At 46.4% G+C, this 15,792-nt stretch carries 17 protein-coding genes; 14 read left to right on the forward strand and 3 right to left on the reverse strand.

What is annotated here, in order from left to right:
* Nucleotide 1: 1 nt before the first annotated feature.
* Nucleotides 2–907 carry a restriction endonuclease gene (locus tag ABYP33_RS09240; protein ID WP_373090529.1) on the reverse strand — a complete coding sequence of 302 codons (906 nt, stop codon included), beginning with the start codon at nt 905–907 and terminating at the stop codon, nt 2–4.
* Between the two features lie 11 nt (nt 908–918).
* Nucleotides 919–1,101 carry a helix-turn-helix domain-containing protein gene (locus tag ABYP33_RS09245; protein ID WP_373090531.1) on the reverse strand — a complete coding sequence of 61 codons (183 nt, stop codon included), beginning with the start codon at nt 1,099–1,101 and terminating at the stop codon, nt 919–921.
* Nucleotides 1,102–1,229: 128 nt separating this feature from the next.
* Here ABYP33_RS09245 and ABYP33_RS09250 point away from each other — a divergent pair, with 128 nt between their 5' ends.
* The 7 genes from ABYP33_RS09250 (at nt 1,230) to ABYP33_RS09280 (ending at nt 7,888) form a co-directional block, all read left to right on the forward strand.
* Nucleotides 1,230–2,666, forward strand: coding sequence for a TM0106 family RecB-like putative nuclease (locus ABYP33_RS09250; RefSeq protein ID WP_373090532.1), 1,437 nt, complete (start codon nt 1,230–1,232; stop codon nt 2,664–2,666).
* Nucleotides 2,667–3,678: 1,012 nt separating this feature from the next.
* On the forward strand, nt 3,679–4,014 hold the full coding sequence (locus tag ABYP33_RS09255) for a helix-turn-helix domain-containing protein (protein WP_373090533.1): 336 nt from the start codon (nt 3,679–3,681) through the stop codon (nt 4,012–4,014).
* On the forward strand, nt 4,011–5,288 hold the full coding sequence (locus ABYP33_RS09260; RefSeq protein ID WP_373090534.1) for a type II toxin-antitoxin system HipA family toxin: 1,278 nt from the start codon (nt 4,011–4,013) through the stop codon (nt 5,286–5,288). The genes ABYP33_RS09255 and ABYP33_RS09260 overlap by 4 nt, the downstream gene beginning before the upstream one ends.
* A gap of 167 nt (nt 5,289–5,455) precedes the next feature.
* Nucleotides 5,456–5,740, forward strand: coding sequence for a hypothetical protein (locus ABYP33_RS09265; RefSeq protein ID WP_344799454.1), 285 nt, complete (start codon nt 5,456–5,458; stop codon nt 5,738–5,740).
* The gene (locus ABYP33_RS09270; RefSeq protein ID WP_373090535.1) at nt 5,733–5,936 is read left to right on the forward strand and encodes a hypothetical protein; all 204 of its coding nucleotides are present in this window, start codon (nt 5,733–5,735) and stop codon (nt 5,934–5,936) included. The genes ABYP33_RS09265 and ABYP33_RS09270 overlap by 8 nt, the downstream gene beginning before the upstream one ends.
* A 272-nt stretch (nt 5,937–6,208) precedes the next feature.
* Nucleotides 6,209–7,492 (forward strand): DUF6538 domain-containing protein, encoded by a 1,284-nt coding sequence (locus tag ABYP33_RS09275; protein WP_373090537.1) that lies wholly within the window; start codon nt 6,209–6,211, stop codon nt 7,490–7,492.
* Nucleotides 7,493–7,555: 63 nt separating this feature from the next.
* Complete coding sequence (locus ABYP33_RS09280; protein ID WP_373090538.1) at nt 7,556–7,888, forward strand: hypothetical protein; 333 nt, start codon at nt 7,556–7,558, stop codon at nt 7,886–7,888.
* Between the two features lie 19 nt (nt 7,889–7,907).
* On the opposite strand, the gene ABYP33_RS09285 is transcribed toward ABYP33_RS09280, so the two are convergent.
* The gene (locus tag ABYP33_RS09285) at nt 7,908–8,888 is read right to left on the reverse strand and encodes a hypothetical protein (protein WP_373090539.1); all 981 of its coding nucleotides are present in this window, start codon (nt 8,886–8,888) and stop codon (nt 7,908–7,910) included.
* A 365-nt stretch (nt 8,889–9,253) separates the two neighbouring features.
* Here ABYP33_RS09285 and ABYP33_RS09290 point away from each other — a divergent pair, with 365 nt between their 5' ends.
* The 7 genes from ABYP33_RS09290 to ABYP33_RS09320 all read left to right on the forward strand — a co-directional run bounded on the left by ABYP33_RS09290 (nt 9,254) and on the right by ABYP33_RS09320 (nt 15,698).
* A complete protein-coding gene (locus ABYP33_RS09290; RefSeq protein ID WP_373090540.1) occupies nt 9,254–9,847 on the forward strand; it encodes a hypothetical protein in 594 nt (197 codons plus the stop codon).
* 2 nt (nt 9,848–9,849) lie between these two features.
* Nucleotides 9,850–10,530 (forward strand): hypothetical protein, encoded by a 681-nt coding sequence (locus ABYP33_RS09295; RefSeq protein WP_373090541.1) that lies wholly within the window; start codon nt 9,850–9,852, stop codon nt 10,528–10,530.
* 14 nt (nt 10,531–10,544) lie between these two features.
* Nucleotides 10,545–11,594, forward strand: coding sequence for a VWA domain-containing protein (locus tag ABYP33_RS09300; RefSeq protein ID WP_373090542.1), 1,050 nt, complete (start codon nt 10,545–10,547; stop codon nt 11,592–11,594).
* Complete coding sequence (locus ABYP33_RS09305; RefSeq protein WP_373090543.1) at nt 11,581–13,203, forward strand: type IV secretory system conjugative DNA transfer family protein; 1,623 nt, start codon at nt 11,581–11,583, stop codon at nt 13,201–13,203. The genes ABYP33_RS09300 and ABYP33_RS09305 overlap by 14 nt, the downstream gene beginning before the upstream one ends.
* A gap of 4 nt (nt 13,204–13,207) precedes the next feature.
* Complete coding sequence (locus ABYP33_RS09310) at nt 13,208–13,618, forward strand: hypothetical protein (RefSeq protein ID WP_373090544.1); 411 nt, start codon at nt 13,208–13,210, stop codon at nt 13,616–13,618.
* A gap of 147 nt (nt 13,619–13,765) precedes the next feature.
* Nucleotides 13,766–14,122, forward strand: a complete 357-nt coding sequence (locus tag ABYP33_RS09315) for a hypothetical protein (protein WP_373090545.1) — start codon at nt 13,766–13,768, stop codon at nt 14,120–14,122.
* 4 nt (nt 14,123–14,126) lie between these two features.
* Nucleotides 14,127–15,698, forward strand: coding sequence for a recombinase family protein (locus tag ABYP33_RS09320; RefSeq protein WP_373090546.1), 1,572 nt, complete (start codon nt 14,127–14,129; stop codon nt 15,696–15,698).
* Nucleotides 15,699–15,792: the final 94 nt, after the last annotated feature.

A 15,792-nucleotide genomic window follows, 5' to 3' on the forward strand; every position in this document is an offset into this window, starting at 1 on the left:
TTTATTGTTCAAAAAAATCTTCATCTATTTTCTTCAGGTACAACACGTCTTCGTTGCGGCAGCCGATGTTGTATCTGAGCATTAACTTGGCCAGCTCAACGCCGTCTATTAACACGATTCGACTGCCCAGATCATTTGCTGTTTGAATTGCAGAAGAACTGAAAGCGGAAGTCGTAATGAAAATGCCTTTTTGTGCTTTTTTCAGGTTGAGGGCACCAAAAAAGTCTCGAATATCACCTGCGCCTACGTTATTGCCTTGTGCGTAACGCTTGGCTTGAATGTAAATTTGATCAACCCCTAGAGGGTCTTGGTCTATCACTCCATCAATACCATTGTCGCCAGTTCTTCCAAGGGCGCGACCTGCATCTTCAACTGCGCCCCCGTAGCCCATCGCTAGTAATAATTCGACAATCAATTCTTCGAAGAACGCTGGCGTGACGGTTCTAACCTTACTCAAAATATCCGTCTGGAGTGCGGTATTGATTTTCTTATAGGCAAGTCTTAGCTCTTCATCAGGGGTAGTTTTTGCCGCTTCCTGCTCCTGAGTAATTGCGCCTTTATTATCATTAGATAAGCCCTGAAATGTTTTGAACTCATCAAATTGCTTCAGGTAGTTGTTATCAATGGTGTCGGATGTCGCTATTAGCGCGTCTTTACCCCTTTGGGTAATGACAAAGTGACCTCGACGTGTTGGCTCTACCAGACCCGCTTTAGCTAGGTATGTTTTTGCCCAATGAACCCGATTGGCGAAGGTTGCCTGCTTTCCACTAGGTAGCAGTTCTTCTCTTTCTTCCTGAGTGAGTTCAAACTCATCTGCCAGCGTTTCTACCACATGGCCAATGCGGACTTCGCCGTTTTCTGAGCATTTGAGAACTGGCCTCATTAAAGTTTGATAGTCGGGTATCACAATACGTCCTTTCAGTCTTTGCCCATGCGTTTCTGCTCTTCAATCCACTGGTCGATATCTTCTTTTTTAAAACGCCAGCTCCCCCCAACCTTAAAACCGGGCAGCTTATCTGCTGCTGCCAGTTTGTAGGCGGTTTTCTCGGCGAGTTTTAAATACGCCGCGACCTCTTTTAAGGTCAATATTTGATCTGTCATAGCATGTATCGCCCTCATAGCTTAGGGGAGAATATGGGAAAATAGAGGAAGGAACAACCAAAAACACCTATGATTGTTGGAGTTTCTGCACTAAATTGTTTGCAGCCAACCGAATTGATAGACTTTAGATGAACAACGCGCCAACCCAAGCCTATATCAAGCCAAGTGATGCCAGCTCTTGGGCGTTGTGCGCGCGCCGTGTATGGCTGGATAACATAGGCGAACTGGAAGTTGAAGAAGCAGAGGATGCCTTTGAGGCTTTGATCATTGAGCTTGGCCTTGCTCATGAGCAAGCGGTACTAACCCAAATAATGAGAGAAAAGTCGGTGCATACGGCCACTTCAGCAGAAGATACACAAAGGCTTATGGCCGAGGGCGTTGATGTTATCTATCAAGCTCAGTTGCTTGATAAGGAAAATCATCTTGTGGGCTACCCTGATTTTTTGATCCGCCATGCCAGTGGTGAGTATCAACCAGCCGATGCCAAACTATCCCTCAGTGAGGATAAAAAGGAAATACAGGTACAGCTTGGCTTTTATCGTCGAATGCTCAATGCGAATTTACCTGCGATTGTATTCTTGGGTGACGGTGATACCGCTGAAATTGGCGACGAAACCAACCCTCTTACCAACCAGTTTGTCACCGAAATGCGGGAGCTACTGGCGAGTGATACAGAGCCAATGGTTCGCTATAGCCATAGCAAATGCCGCGCATGCCCTTATTACACGCATTGCAAACCTGCCTTTGAGGCGAAGGAAGAAATTTCACTGCTTTACGGTGTGCAAGGTCGTGCAGCCGATGGGCTGGAGAAGCACGGTATCAATACGATATCGGAATTGGCCGCAAGCTCACCTGAAAGCTTACCCGATGTGCCTTACCTCAAAGGCTATGAAAAGAAGCAACGCGCCATATTGCAGGCACAATCCTATTTCAGTGGAGAGGTGCATCAAATTGCGCCCGTGAGCCTTCCCGATGGTCACTGGGTACATTTTGATATCGAAGATAATCCGCTCACGGGGAACGGCGAAAAGCATGTGTATCTTTGGGGCTTTTTAGTACCCGACTTCGGCCATGCTGATTTCGAACATGTTTGGACGGATACTGCCGAGCAGGATAGACAAGGCTGGATTGAGTTTCTTGCCAAAATCGAAGAATACCGTGAGCGCTATGCTGATTTGGTACTTGCTCACTATTCGCAGCACGAGCGCACTACGATACGCAGCTACGCTAAGCGATATGACATGGAGAGCAATGAAACCGTCCTCTATCTGCTTGGCGATGAAAGCCCCTTATTTGATATGCAAAAGCCTGTGCTCGATAGCCTTGTATTGCCATTACAAGGTTATGGCCTGAAGGACATTTGCAAGCACAAAGATTTGGTCAATTTTCAGTGGGAAGATGACAGCTCAGGCTCGCAATGGTCGGTGGTTCAATTCAATCGATTTTTGGCAGAAAACAATCCAGAAATGAAAGCTCAGTTAAAGGCCGAAATACTCGGCTATAACCGCGATGATGTGATTGCAACGCGACGGCTGGAAGAATGGCTACGAGCTAAATTTATGTAATGAGCGCATCCAAGGCCGCACCTTGGTCGTCCTCCACTGGCGAAACAGTGGTCGTGGTTAAGCGTCGAAACGCTTACGGCATCCAATCCGCGCAGGGTTGGTCGAGGGAGTTTATGAGGGGCTATGACATGCCCCTTTGATTGATGGGAAGTCCATGAAGGGAGAGCTAACTTCTCCTTTCTGGTTGATGGGGATGCAAGGGGAGAGCAAAATTTCGCCCTTGCCCATGGGGTTCTTAGGGGTAGCTCGGAGGCTCCCATAAGTGGTGATCGAACGGCCAATCGTTCGCTGGTGCAGCATACCAATCACTATGGATTGCGCACCAGATAAGCTCTTGTCAGAGAATGATAATTCGATGCTTAGAGCGCCGCCTGAGGATAGAACGGACGGGGCAACGTCCTTCTCAAGATAGGTGCGGGGAGGGAAAAATCTCCGATTTTGTACTACACGCACACATCTTGCGGTCATCGTAAAGCCGCGCCAATAGCGGAACTATGCTGAATTGCAGCAATTTACTCCTAGTCACTCTTGTCTTATCTTCACGATGACGGTGTTGCTGAGGCCTGCCCCAAGGGCAGAAGCTTACTCTTTAATGCTCCGCGCCCACTACCTGTTTACCGACTGCCGATTTTGGTTACAAGCACAATGTTGAATCAGCATCGAGGCAGTCGGATGATCGATGGCATTGCCATCAGGTCATATAGGGTGGGCTTGGCGGCCAGTTAGTTTTCCGTAGCGCCTTGCGCTACTTGCTATGCAAATTGAGAAAACTGGCTGGGGGCTTTTAGGGCTTTGAGATTCAGCTCGCTCCCAAATAAGCACAATAAGCGAATTTTGGCACAACACAATAAGCGAACAACAGCACATAGAGGCATCTCGATAAAAGCAATATATATGTTTCTTTTTGCAACTGAAAGACTTCAATCTTCCAAAAGCAACTTATATGTTGCCAAGGCCAAAAAAAGAAACTAATATGTTTCTTAATGGTAAATAGCAACATATATGTTTCATTATGAATTCACTACTAGAACAGATCAAAAAACGCCGTATCGCATTGAAGCTCAAGCAGCACGATATGATGCTGCGCGTTGGTATATCGCGCCAGCAATATCAGCGACTGGAATCCAAAGGCAATCCGCGCCTCGATACTCTTGAGCTTGTCGCCAAAGGACTTAAAAGTGAATTGCTGCTGATACCACAAGAAAAATTGAATGCTGTGCTGGCGGTACTGGAGGACGATAACCCGCCATCAACTGGGACACCAGCCAAGCCAAGCAAGACAGGAAAAGAACAAAGTAACCCACTGGCCGATGATCCATGGCAGGGTTTGCTGGGAGAGAATGAATGAGCACAGACAGCAATGATGAAGTAAATGTTCTACAGCTCTCAATTCATGGCGTGCTGATCGGCTATCTCGCAGGATTTAAGAATGGCCGCAATGTCTTGAGCATTGCAGACTCATTTAAAAACGATCCTGATCGCCCGACATTCAGCCTGATTACGCACCCCGCGTTTCCGAATGCGAACAAGCTCATGGCAGAGCCATGGGCGCGGAATCAACGGCTGCATCCTGTACTTTCAAACTTGCTGCCAGAGGGCTCGTTACGCGAGCTAATCGCACAAGGCTTGAAGGTGCACGTTGATAATGAATTTCACATTCTCTCGTACCTTGGCGAAGATTTGCCGGGGGCTATCGAAGCCACGCCGATGGAACCTGAAGATGTTCCTGATTCCGTGCTAAACACGCACGGAAAAGCCAAGGCCGTAAAATTCGATAAAGTCACCCAAGAAAACAAGTTTTCCTTGGCTGGCGTGCAAATGAAGTTTTCCATGAAGGAAAAGGATGGGCGATATAATTTGTCCAAGGGTGATGTGCTGGGTGACTGGATCATCAAAACACCATCAACCAAGCATAAGTTCGTACCACTGAACGAATATACGGCCATGTCGCTGGCGGGGCTCGTTGGCGTTGATATCCCTGAGATCAAACTTGTCGAGCTGGATAAGCTCGATAACCTTCCACAAATTAACTTACCCGATGAGAAGCAAGCCTTTGCCATCAAGCGATTTGATCGTGAAGACGATCAACGTATTCACATGGAAGACTTCGCACAAATTCTGGTGAAGTACCCGCACGAAAAATACACGTCTGCTAATTACGAGAATATCGGCAAAGTCATTTATGACTTTTCTGGCGACGGGCTTGCCGACGCTCAACAGTTCGCAAGGCGATTACTGGTGAATATTCTCTTGGCCAATGGCGATGCACATCTCAAGAACTGGAGCTTTCTATATCCCGATAAGATTACGCCACGGCTGTCTCCTGCCTACGATATCGTCACAACCAATGTCTATATCGAAAACGAAACCCAGTACGCGCTCAATCTAGGTAAAACGAAGGAGTGGTATACAGTTACCATGGCGCATTTTCAGTCGTGGGCAAATAAGTCGGGTATTCCGTGGCGAGCGATCAAGCCACACTTAGACGATACAATGAGCAAGGCGAGTGAGTTATGGCCTGAGGCTCTAAAAGCGTTACCGATGGACGAAGCGCACAAAGAAGGCCTTAGAGCGCATTGGGCTATGCTTCAGGACGATTTCAAGATCGAGGCCACAAAGTAAGTTAACGAATAATTAAGATACAACACGTATGATATTAATAGATACGTGGCTTAATTCTGAGAAAGCGATTATCTGTTACCAACAGGCACGTAGCTAATTTTCAAACATGGGTGCAAGGAAGCGATACAGCATTTGCTGTTACCGCTTCCTATAAAAAGGAAAGCCCCATGGATGAGCTATTAAACGGAAAAAGCATTAAAGCGGATTTTGAAGCGCAGGTAACAGCGGCGCTTATGATCCAGAGCAATGCGCTTATCCCTCTCAAGCTTGCCGCTCGCCTATGCGGCATTCCCAAGCACGAAATACTAAGACGCATTGATTGCGGCACATTCCCCAAACCCAGAACATTGTCCTCAACAGGTAAGCGTATTCGCGAGGCGTTTTACCTGAAAGATTTGCATGAATGGATCAAGTGCCCACACCTTTATCACCAGAGGGGGCTGCATGAGTGATCAATTAAGCTTGGCACAAATTAAAAGAGCGTATCATCAAGCTGCAAAAATTGTGGCGCGATATGGCGATAAATACCTGCCGATATTCGAGCGCCTTGAAAAAGAATACCAGAGCAGAAAAGATAAAGTTAAAACCTTAAACCGTGCTATAAAAATTGCAGGAAAGCACACGGGATTCGAACCTACAGACCTCTAAAAACTGGGACACAAAATGGTACACATATTGGGACACGAATTTTTATAGTAGTATTTTCTAATAAATATCTAAAGCACTGAAATAGAATAATAATTAGAGATGAAAATTTTCAAATCGAATCCTGCCCCCTCCACCATTTTCATTTACATAATCTTAACTATTTTCCCGCTAACATGTTGTATTGATTGAAATTTGTTTTTCAATTGACCAAGGCACATTTTTGCTTTACCTAAAAATGGTACACAAAGTGGGCTACAAATTGGGACACATGGATGGCGAACTATGTATTTTGCAGAGGGAAGAATTTTTATTATCGCAGGCGCGTTCCTGAATACGTGTCTGACTATGATAAGCGCGCCATCATCAAAATATCTTTGGGCACCAAAGATGAAAAAGAAGCCATCCGAAAAGCTGCCATCTATAACGACTATATCGAAGATTACTGGCGCAGCCTGATTAAAGGCAATGGCAAAGCTGATCCTGAAGCCGAATATCGCACCGCAATCAAGCTCGCAAAAGCCCATGGCTTTGCCTATAAGAATGCCGTTGAAATTGCCAAAGAACCACTAGAGGAAATTGTTGAGCGCCTGAAGACGGCAAACAAGGCGATAGAACAACCTGAAACGGTCTCTTCCGTGCTTGGCGGCACGGATGTGCCAGAGTTACCGTTAAGCACTTGTGCGGATAAATACTGGCCGCTTTGTCGTGACAGGCTCACCAATAAGTCCGAGCATCAAATCCGCAAATGGAAAAATCCGCGCCTTGCTGCCATCAATTACTTTATCAGGGCTATCGGTGATAAGCCTCTTAAATCCATTGCTCGCTCTGACATTTTACAGTTCCGACAATGGTGGATGGATCGCATTGAAAAAGGCGAAGTCGTCGCCGCGACCGCTAATAAGAACATGATGTATGTGAAAGACATGCTTCAGGTGGTCGGGCTTCAATATGAAGTGGCTACCGACTTTGATGTGCTGTTTTCAAAAATACGCCTTAAAGAGCTGGAGCAATCACGACCACCTTTTGAAGCCAGCTATGTTCAAGATGTCTTACTTTCCAAGCACCGCCTGAATGGATTGAATGATGAGGCGAGGCTTTTGGTATTTGCCATGGCCGATACGGGCGCGCGGGAATCTGAGTTAATCGGCCTAACAGAAGAAGATATTGTTCTGGGTGAGCCTATTCCCTATATCTGGATTCGCGCACGTGAAAACAAAGCGCTCAAAACGCTTACTTCCGAGCGCAAAATTCCGCTCGTGGGCGCAGCGCTTCATGCGTTCCAGCAATTACCCAGTGGATTTAATCATTATCGCACTGCCGATACCGCTTCCACGACCATCAACAAATATTTGCGTGAAAACGATTTAAAACCAACACCAAATCACTCCCTCTATTCGTTGCGCCATACCTTTAAAGACCGCCTCCGCGACGCAGGTGCGCCAGAGGAAATCATCGACGAACTTATGGGGCACAAGAAGTCGGGGCCGAAATATGGCCGTGGTCATATGCTTGAAAAAAAGCAGGAATGGCTTAGGAAAATCGCTTTTAGCGTCTAATTACGATTTTTATTGAAAATTTTAAAGCTTTTCTGATAACCATAAAGCTGAAAGGTTTTATGGATGAAAGACGAATTTACATACAGGTCAACACCTGATGGCAGTCCACCAAGTGGGCGAAAGCAAACTGGAACATGGAAGGATATAAGCCTTTCGGGTGCCGATCCAAAACTCATTGACGAATTTGATATGGATTGCCAAGAGCTTGGCCTAACGCGATTTGAGCTTGCCAATAAACTATTTGAACCTCCTGAAAACGGGGGTGATGACGTTCGCTTTTATAATGTTTTTAAAGACGTTAGAAAATGGAGCAAACACGCTGAAAGAGTAAAGAAAAGAGATGAGTTTGGTCATTTTGCTGAGCAGAGTAACGACACCCCGCCTGAAATAACCTAAATAGATTTAGGCGAATAGATTATTTTTTCTTTCTGGAGTCTAATGCTTTCGCAAAAGCATTGAGCGCTGGACGATCAAGCTGTGATACAAATCTCAAGCCACGCTTCTGATCCTCAATTTGTTCAGGATACAAAAATGGAGTTGGAACATCTGCTCCGACACCACCTATCAAATTTTCACTTACTTTAAACTCAGAGCGCTTGAGAGCGCTGAAATATGCTCCCCGCATGACCCTTTTTCTTAAACCTTGCACATTTTCAGTGATGTTTCGAAAATGCCCCAGAAACCACAAAACATCGACCCAAAATACAATTATTTCATTTACATCATTAACGTATTCTCGGTATGGCTCATAGACAATAGACTGCTCAGAACTTTCGTTGCAAGGATAGGAAGGCTTGCCCCATGGCGGATCATATACTTGTTTGAGTTTGATCGGGCATGTTTTGCACGCTATGCGCTTTTCAATAACTTGCTGTCTTTGCCCATTTTCTATTTGTTCTTTTACGGCTAAGGGCGGCGTATCGGAGCTGCACGTGAAAATACAGGACTCAAGATGATTCTGCATCGGGTATTCTTGCCACATGCCCCAGTGATAAAGCAAATGAGGGGTGTGCCGCAATGTTTCTTCCCAAAGGAAATCATCCCACCCCTCCTGCACCCTCATATCTCTGGTGTAACCTTTAGCATCGAGGTTGATTAGCATCCCATGCACTGTATATAACATGTATCTAACTGCATCCGCCTCGCTATCTTCGTCATCATCAAGAAGCTGGGTAAGGTCGTGAAAGAGCGCTCTTCCTTTATTGTCGCTATTAAAAACCAGCTCATCCAAGCGTTTATATAAATTGCTCACGCTTTGTTTGGAACGGCCAAGTAAATCAGCGCATTTGGAAACTTTTACGCCTTTTAAGTAAGAAAGGATAAGGAATTCGCTTTGCTCGTCTGACAGGCGCGAATTCTTAAAATATCGATTTTTCTGTTTGTAGCTTCTAACCATAAACTCAAATCATTCCGATTTGGGGCAATTAACGTACCTAAGCCAAACAGCAGGCTTTACGGGCTCTTGACGGGGCGTATACTCCAAATATCCCCCCTAAGAAATCCTCCTATTTGTCTTTTAAGGCAAATTCCGCCCGAAACTTGGGCTTCACAACAGGAGGATGGACTTATGTCTACTTTATCCAAGATATCAATAGATATCACCTTATCAGTGGTCGCTGATCCAATAGGCGAACCACCAAAACTCACAACCGCAATAACAGACCAGCTTCGCTGCGAGCAGTTCTATAGCTGTAACAGTGAATACTGCGCCAAACATGGCTGCCGTAATGCGCTGCCTCGCAAATCCGGGGAGGTGCGCTCATGAACTTCGACAAACCAACGCCGTTTGACGGTGTGAAAGCCGTCAGCCCGTCAGGAGTGATCAAAGTCCTCTTTGCCGTCTCGCTTGAAGCTGCCATGTTCGTTATGTTCTATGCGGTCTACACCGAAACGATAGGCTTGATGAACGAAACATACCTTTCAGAGCTTCCTGTGCTCGGCGGGATGTTTGGCATGCTTGATCCTGATGCAAATGCCTCTCACATCATATCGATACTGCTGGCGACCTTTTCGGTAGCAACTCCGCTCTTCATCTGGGCGGAAGTGCATCGTCAAAATATCTTGGATGATCCTCAAGAATGGTTTTCTCACCCGCAAAATCAGATTTTGGCGAGCATCGCTGGCTTGGTCTTAATTATGGTCATAGGCCTTGAGGTCGTGAATTTATACACCCTCGTTGCAAGGGAAAGCGCTCAGGGTGGATTTGTCGTGCAGCAAGAAAGCGGTGTGATGGCCTTTCTAGCACAAAACAAAGGGCTGGCGATTGGTGTGAGCGCAGTCATAGCCGTCATCAACATCATCCTTGCTTTATTCACCACACGCGCCTTTCAAAGCCTTAAGTCAGAGGAGAAATAGTCATGAAATATTTAACCGCTCTTATCCTAGCCCTTTGCATTACCGCTTGCGGTGAACAAGCACAGGCACCCAAAGCCAAAATTCATGAAGATATTTTTGTGCTCATCGAGAATGGAGGAACCATTGCCACTGAAGATCAGGATGAAGCACGCAATACCGCGCTTCATTTACTTCAGCAATTAACCTCACTTTCCCGAAGGAAAGCCACGAGTGATGTTCAGATTCACATTATTCTGAGCGCACTGCCTAACCGTATTGCGTGGTCGGGAACGGCTGGTCAACTTCTCTCGCAAGCGGAAGATGTTACGAATCTGATTGCGTTTAAACCGACCTTTTCGGACTTGGTTATGGCGTTTGATCAGATTGAAACAACCGTGAATCTAACGCAGCCTGACAGCATTCGCTTGTACTGGATTGGCTCAACGGTTCATGTGCCGTTTCAGCAAGGTAACGATCCGATTGACGTTGAAGTGCCTCAAGAGATGCCAAGCGAGTTAGCGCTGGCAAATCTGGCCAGCAAGCTCACCACTCTCAAAATCATGCGTGTTCATCCCGATCAAGACAAGGTGCTGCAAGCCTATCTTAGCTCACTCGGAATTTTGAAACGTGCGCGCAGTGGCGATATTGATTTTGAATTGCTTGGTGAGGCACAAACGAAGTCCCGACTGAATACGTTGCTTTAGGTGGAGGGATATCGATGAAAACTCTCATTAAAAACCTCGCAGTTGCAGTTGGCCTTTCGGCCTTCTGCAACACCAACCTGCTGGCAAATGAGCTTGTTATCACTGTTAAATCAAAAAGTGAGTATTCAGCGCCGATTATTGTCATTCGATCAAAATATGATTTTGAGAAATCCATTTCTTTGAAGTTAAAAACTGACCCTTTGCTTGATGCCTCGGACATTCTCATAAGAACAATATCCAAGTTCGGAATGGTCGATGCCAACGGCATTAAAATCGTATCGGGGTTCGATATCGATCAGTCGAACAATATTATTGTCGCCTTTAGCGGTGGAACCTCCGAGATTATTCAAACCTCAGGAAACCCTTCGCAGCTCAACATCGTTGCCAGCTTTAGGGATTCCAACGGTCAGTTTGTTTCGCCGCCTTCCGATAGCGTCGCGGTTTATTCTATGAGCGGTGAAAAGCTGTGCTTTGATTACAAAACCGTTCAGCAAGCACCGCCTGACATTGGTATTGCATTACTGCTTGATCGTTCTGGCTCTATGGCTGGCAACATAGACGCGGTGAAAAGCGCGGCTAATAACTTTCTTAATTCATTGCCGTCACATGCACTATGCGCCGTTGGTAGCTTTAACTCCGACCTTACTTACGGTCATAAAAACTACCAGCAATGCAATGGCGGCGGATTTGGCTTTGAAAATATTGAAGCCAGTGGCGGCACAGATATTTTTAAGGCGCTGAGCAGTGCCTATTCAGACCTATCGGGCAGTTACTTCAATGGGTATCAGAAGGCGGCTATCGTCATCACTGACGGTTACACCGTAAATGATGCAAAAGTAAAAGCTGAATTACTCGCCAATAAAAATGGCATTCTGACCTTTGTGTATTTCATTGGTGGAAATCATAAAGATGACCTTGAAGGCATTACCGATCACTTTATTTCTCAAGGCGGCAATGTAAAGCAGTCGCTATCGCATTACTTTAGTGCCATCGGGCTTGCCTATCAAAGCCAGAAGGTTCTAAGCGTTAAGCCTTGCTCTGGAGGTGCACATGCAACTCCGTAGCCAAGGCACGCAGCATCCGTCGCGGATATATAGCCGCGACCCCGATTTGCATGGCTCAAGTAAATGGGCGACGAAAAGCCATCTTCACCAAAAAGGTTACGGCGAAAGTGGGCGCATATTCCTTGGCTACGGCATGGCCGAAGCAAACAAAGGTCGCGCTTATTGCATTACCACAAATACTCAAAAGCACCTGCTGACTGTAGCACCTACACGAAGCGGAAAACTTCTAACCGCGAGTATGCCGCGATGCTTGGAGCATCGTGGTTCGCTGGTTGCCCTTGATGTGAAAGATGGTGAGTTGTCTTTAATTGCTGCACGATATCGGCGGGACGTGCTTGGCCATAAAGTCATCATTATCGATCCATGGGATTTAGCTTGCTCAAAGCTTGGCATGCCTCAATCAAGGTTTAACATTATGGATTGGCTTGATCCTGACAATGATGACTTTGTTGAGGATGCCATGAATATTGCAGATAGTCTTGTCACCGACCGAGGCGGAAAAGACCCGTTTTGGACGGATGAAGCTCGCGCGCTCGTTATGGGGCTAATTCTCTATGTTGCGGCCACGCCTTTGGTGTTAATGCCGACCGCCAAGCGCTCACGCGACATTCCGCAAGTGAGAAGATTGTTAAGCCTATCCTCTAACGATTTCAAAAACCTTGTGGGCGGCGAATACGAAAAGGATGAAGAAGGCAATGCTGTATTAATAAAGCCCGGCATGATGCAAAGCTCAAACGAATATGTTCGCTCTGCCGCCGCACGTATCCTTAATAAAGCGCCCAAAGAATTTTCCAGCATATTATCAACGGCGCAACAAAATACGCATTTTTTAGAAAGCCCAAAAATACAGCGCACTTTATCGGAATCAGACTTTACCTTTGAAGAGTTGGAAAATGGCAAAACAGATATTTTTGTCGTTTTGCCTGCTGGAAGATTGTTTACCTATAACCGCTTTTTGCGAATGTTGCTAAGTTCTGCAATTACTTCAGTAACCCGCTTTAAGGCCAAGCCAAACCCTCCCGTGTACTTTCTTATGGAAGAAGCCGCTGCTTTGGGGCGCATGGAGGTCATTGAAACCGCCTTTGGGCTTATGGCGGGGTATGGCATGCAGCTTCATATGATTGTGCAGGATTTAAATCAGCTCGTCTCACTTTACGGGGAGAGGTGGCAAACCTTCATTGCCAATAGCGGCGTTATACAAATCTTCGGCACCCGTGATTTGATGACCTCTGAATACACATCAAGGCTGTGCGGCATCACAACGATTGAATCGTTGAGCGAGTACAGCGCTGAGATGCGGGCTCGCCTTTTTAGTGATCCCAGCTTTTTAAGCCGAGAGGATGCGCTCACATCGCGTTCGCTTATCACTCCCGATGAAGTCATGACGATGAGCCCAGTTGCTCAGATTCTTATCTTGTCTCACGCTAACCCAATTGCCTGCTTCAAAACCGCTTACTTTTTGGAGCAGAGATATAGAAATAAAAATGGTTCGCCGATTTACGATATTCATCCAAACTTTGCCGACGATCCAATAAGCAGGCCTGTGAATTTCACTAAACAGGGGCTCAACATTGCCGCGCCTCTCTCTTCGATATTTGATGGAGGGTGAGCACATGATATTTAGAGCATGGCTTTCAATTATCGTAATGGCTGCATGTGCATGGAGCGTGTGGGTTGGGCTTGATGGAAAAATCCCCCCTTATGATTACGCGCCATTTAGTTTTGTTTTTCATTGGGTAACACCATGGCTGTTATTAATCTTGGCGGCAAAGTCGTGGTATCGCATTTTCATCTGGGGACGCATGCTGCAAGCGAGGCAGTCGCCGCCAATTCTTAGTCGTGGGCTATCAACACAGGGGCATAAGCAAACAAATACAGTTTTATTGAAACTGACTTTACAGGCGCTATTTCTTTTCGCCTTATCTGGCATATTAAATCAGTTCTCAATTGATCATATCGAATGGTGGATCGTATCAATCATTGCCTGCTTTTACCTTCTTAAAAAATCGACAAGGGCGGGGTAATAAATATGATTAATTTATTGTCCAAAAAAACAGAAAGTAAAAAAACGGCAGAAACATGCGGTTTGCAGGGTGCTTATTTACGATTTATTAACGATTTCAGGCGTATCATTATAAGTATGAGAGATTGTGGGAGCGCCAGAGCGTTCCATGCAACTCTCTTTTTTTGTGGTCAGGTGGGTGTATGTGCATGTTCCGCACCCAGAACGTGCCATCTCTCAGATATACGCGGCTGGCGCAAAGAATACGGCAGTGAGAGCAGTTATTCGCCTTCACTGCTTTTTTATGGGGGGATATATGGATAACCCCCTCATAAAACAGAATAAAAATGAGTCAAATGAGGCTCAGATTTGTTTGAAGACTCCGCTGAAAGCGAGTCATAATCGGGGTTCCGACGATGAAGCGATAATCGCTCTCGTGAAGTTTCTCGCAAGACGCGCCGCCGAAGAAGATTACGAATTTTATCGCCGCGCGCTTAGCAATCCCGATATAGAAGATGGTGGATAGGAATATGACGCAACGTGCTTGCATATATGCCCGATATAGCTCTGACCTTCAAAGTGACGCATCGATTGAAGATCAAATTCGCCTGTGCAGTGACAAAGCAAGCGCTGAAGGCTGGAAGCTTGGCAATTGTTATACGGATGCAGGAATTTCAGGGGCATCACTCATGCGCCCCGGTATTCAATCTCTGCTCAGTGCCGCAATGAATGGTGAGTTTGACATACTCATTGCAGAAGCTTTGGATCGCCTCTCGCGTGATCAGGAGGATATCGCAGGCATTTTTAAACGCATGGAGTTTGCTGGCGTTAAAATCATCACCCTTTCAGAAGGCGAAATATCCACGCTTCACATAGGCCTGAAAGGCACCATGAACGCGATGTTCCTCAAAGACTTGGCCGATAAAACCCGCCGTGGACTTCGTGGCCGAGTAGAAAAAGGCAAATCAGGTGGCGGTCTGGCCTATGGCTATCAGGTGGTGAAGCAGTTCGACGCCAATGGTGAAGCCATCAAAGGGGATCGTGAGATTGATGAAGTGCAGGCCGATATCATCCGCCGCATCTTCCGAGAATATGGCCTTGAGAACAAATCGCCCAAAGCTATTGCCGCTCAGTTGAACGAGGAAGGCATACCTTGCCCATCTGGCAAAAGCTGGGGGCAATCCACCATAAACGGCAACCGCAAGCGCGGTACGGGCATCCTGAATAACGAGCTTTATATCGGTCGCCTGATCTGGAATAGACAACGCTTTATCAAAGACCCTGCCACAGGAAAGCGTGTAACGCGCCTGAATGATCCGTCTGAATGGATTATTCAGGATGTGCCAGAGCAACGCATCGTTGATTCTGAGCTATGGGAAGCGGTTAAGGCACGCCAGAAAACACTGGATCGTAAATCTACCGCGCTTTGGCAAACGAACCGCCCCCAATATCTGTTATCAGGACTGACCAAGTGTGGCGTTTGCGGTGGCGGGTATTCCAAAATCAACTCTACTCAATATGGCTGCTCTGCGGCCAAAAACAAAGGGGATAGCGTTTGTAACAATCGCCGCACCATCAAACGAGAAACGCTGGAGGGCTATGTTTTGGATGGCTTGCAAGGCCACCTCATGCGTGAAGAGCTGGTCAACGTGTTCTGTAAGGAATACACCAAGCATTTGAGCACCTTGCATGCGCAGGCCAATGCGCAGCGTAAATCTCTTGAATCTCAACGTGACAGCCTTCTCAAAGAGCGCGAGCGCCTAATACAGGCCATCAAAGTCGGTATCCCCGCCAATATGGTGAAAGACGATCTGGAAAGTGTTTCTGAGCGCATTGAGAAAGCAGAACAAGCTCTGACGGTGCAACCCGCACTCAAACCTCTGATTCATCCGGCCATGGCCTCACGTTACCACCAAGCCATTAAAGACTTAAAGGCATCGTTGAATGCGGATGGCGCACGCGCCGAAGCATCGCAGCATTTGAGGGGGCTTATCGACAAAGTGGTGCTAACGCCAGAGGAAGGCGAGAAAGGCCTGCGTATTGATCTTTACGGAGATTGGCTCTTCATCATTAACGGGGGACACCGGCATTCATTAAACTGAATTTGCGAAGAAACAGTTTGATGGAGAATACCGATGTCCCACGCAGGAAGAATTATAGGCATACCTGGCCTTGAGATTGAACGGGTAGTTCGCA

This window comes from Zhongshania sp. (assembly GCF_041584495.1).
GTDB lineage: Bacteria > Pseudomonadota > Gammaproteobacteria > Pseudomonadales > Spongiibacteraceae > Spongiibacter.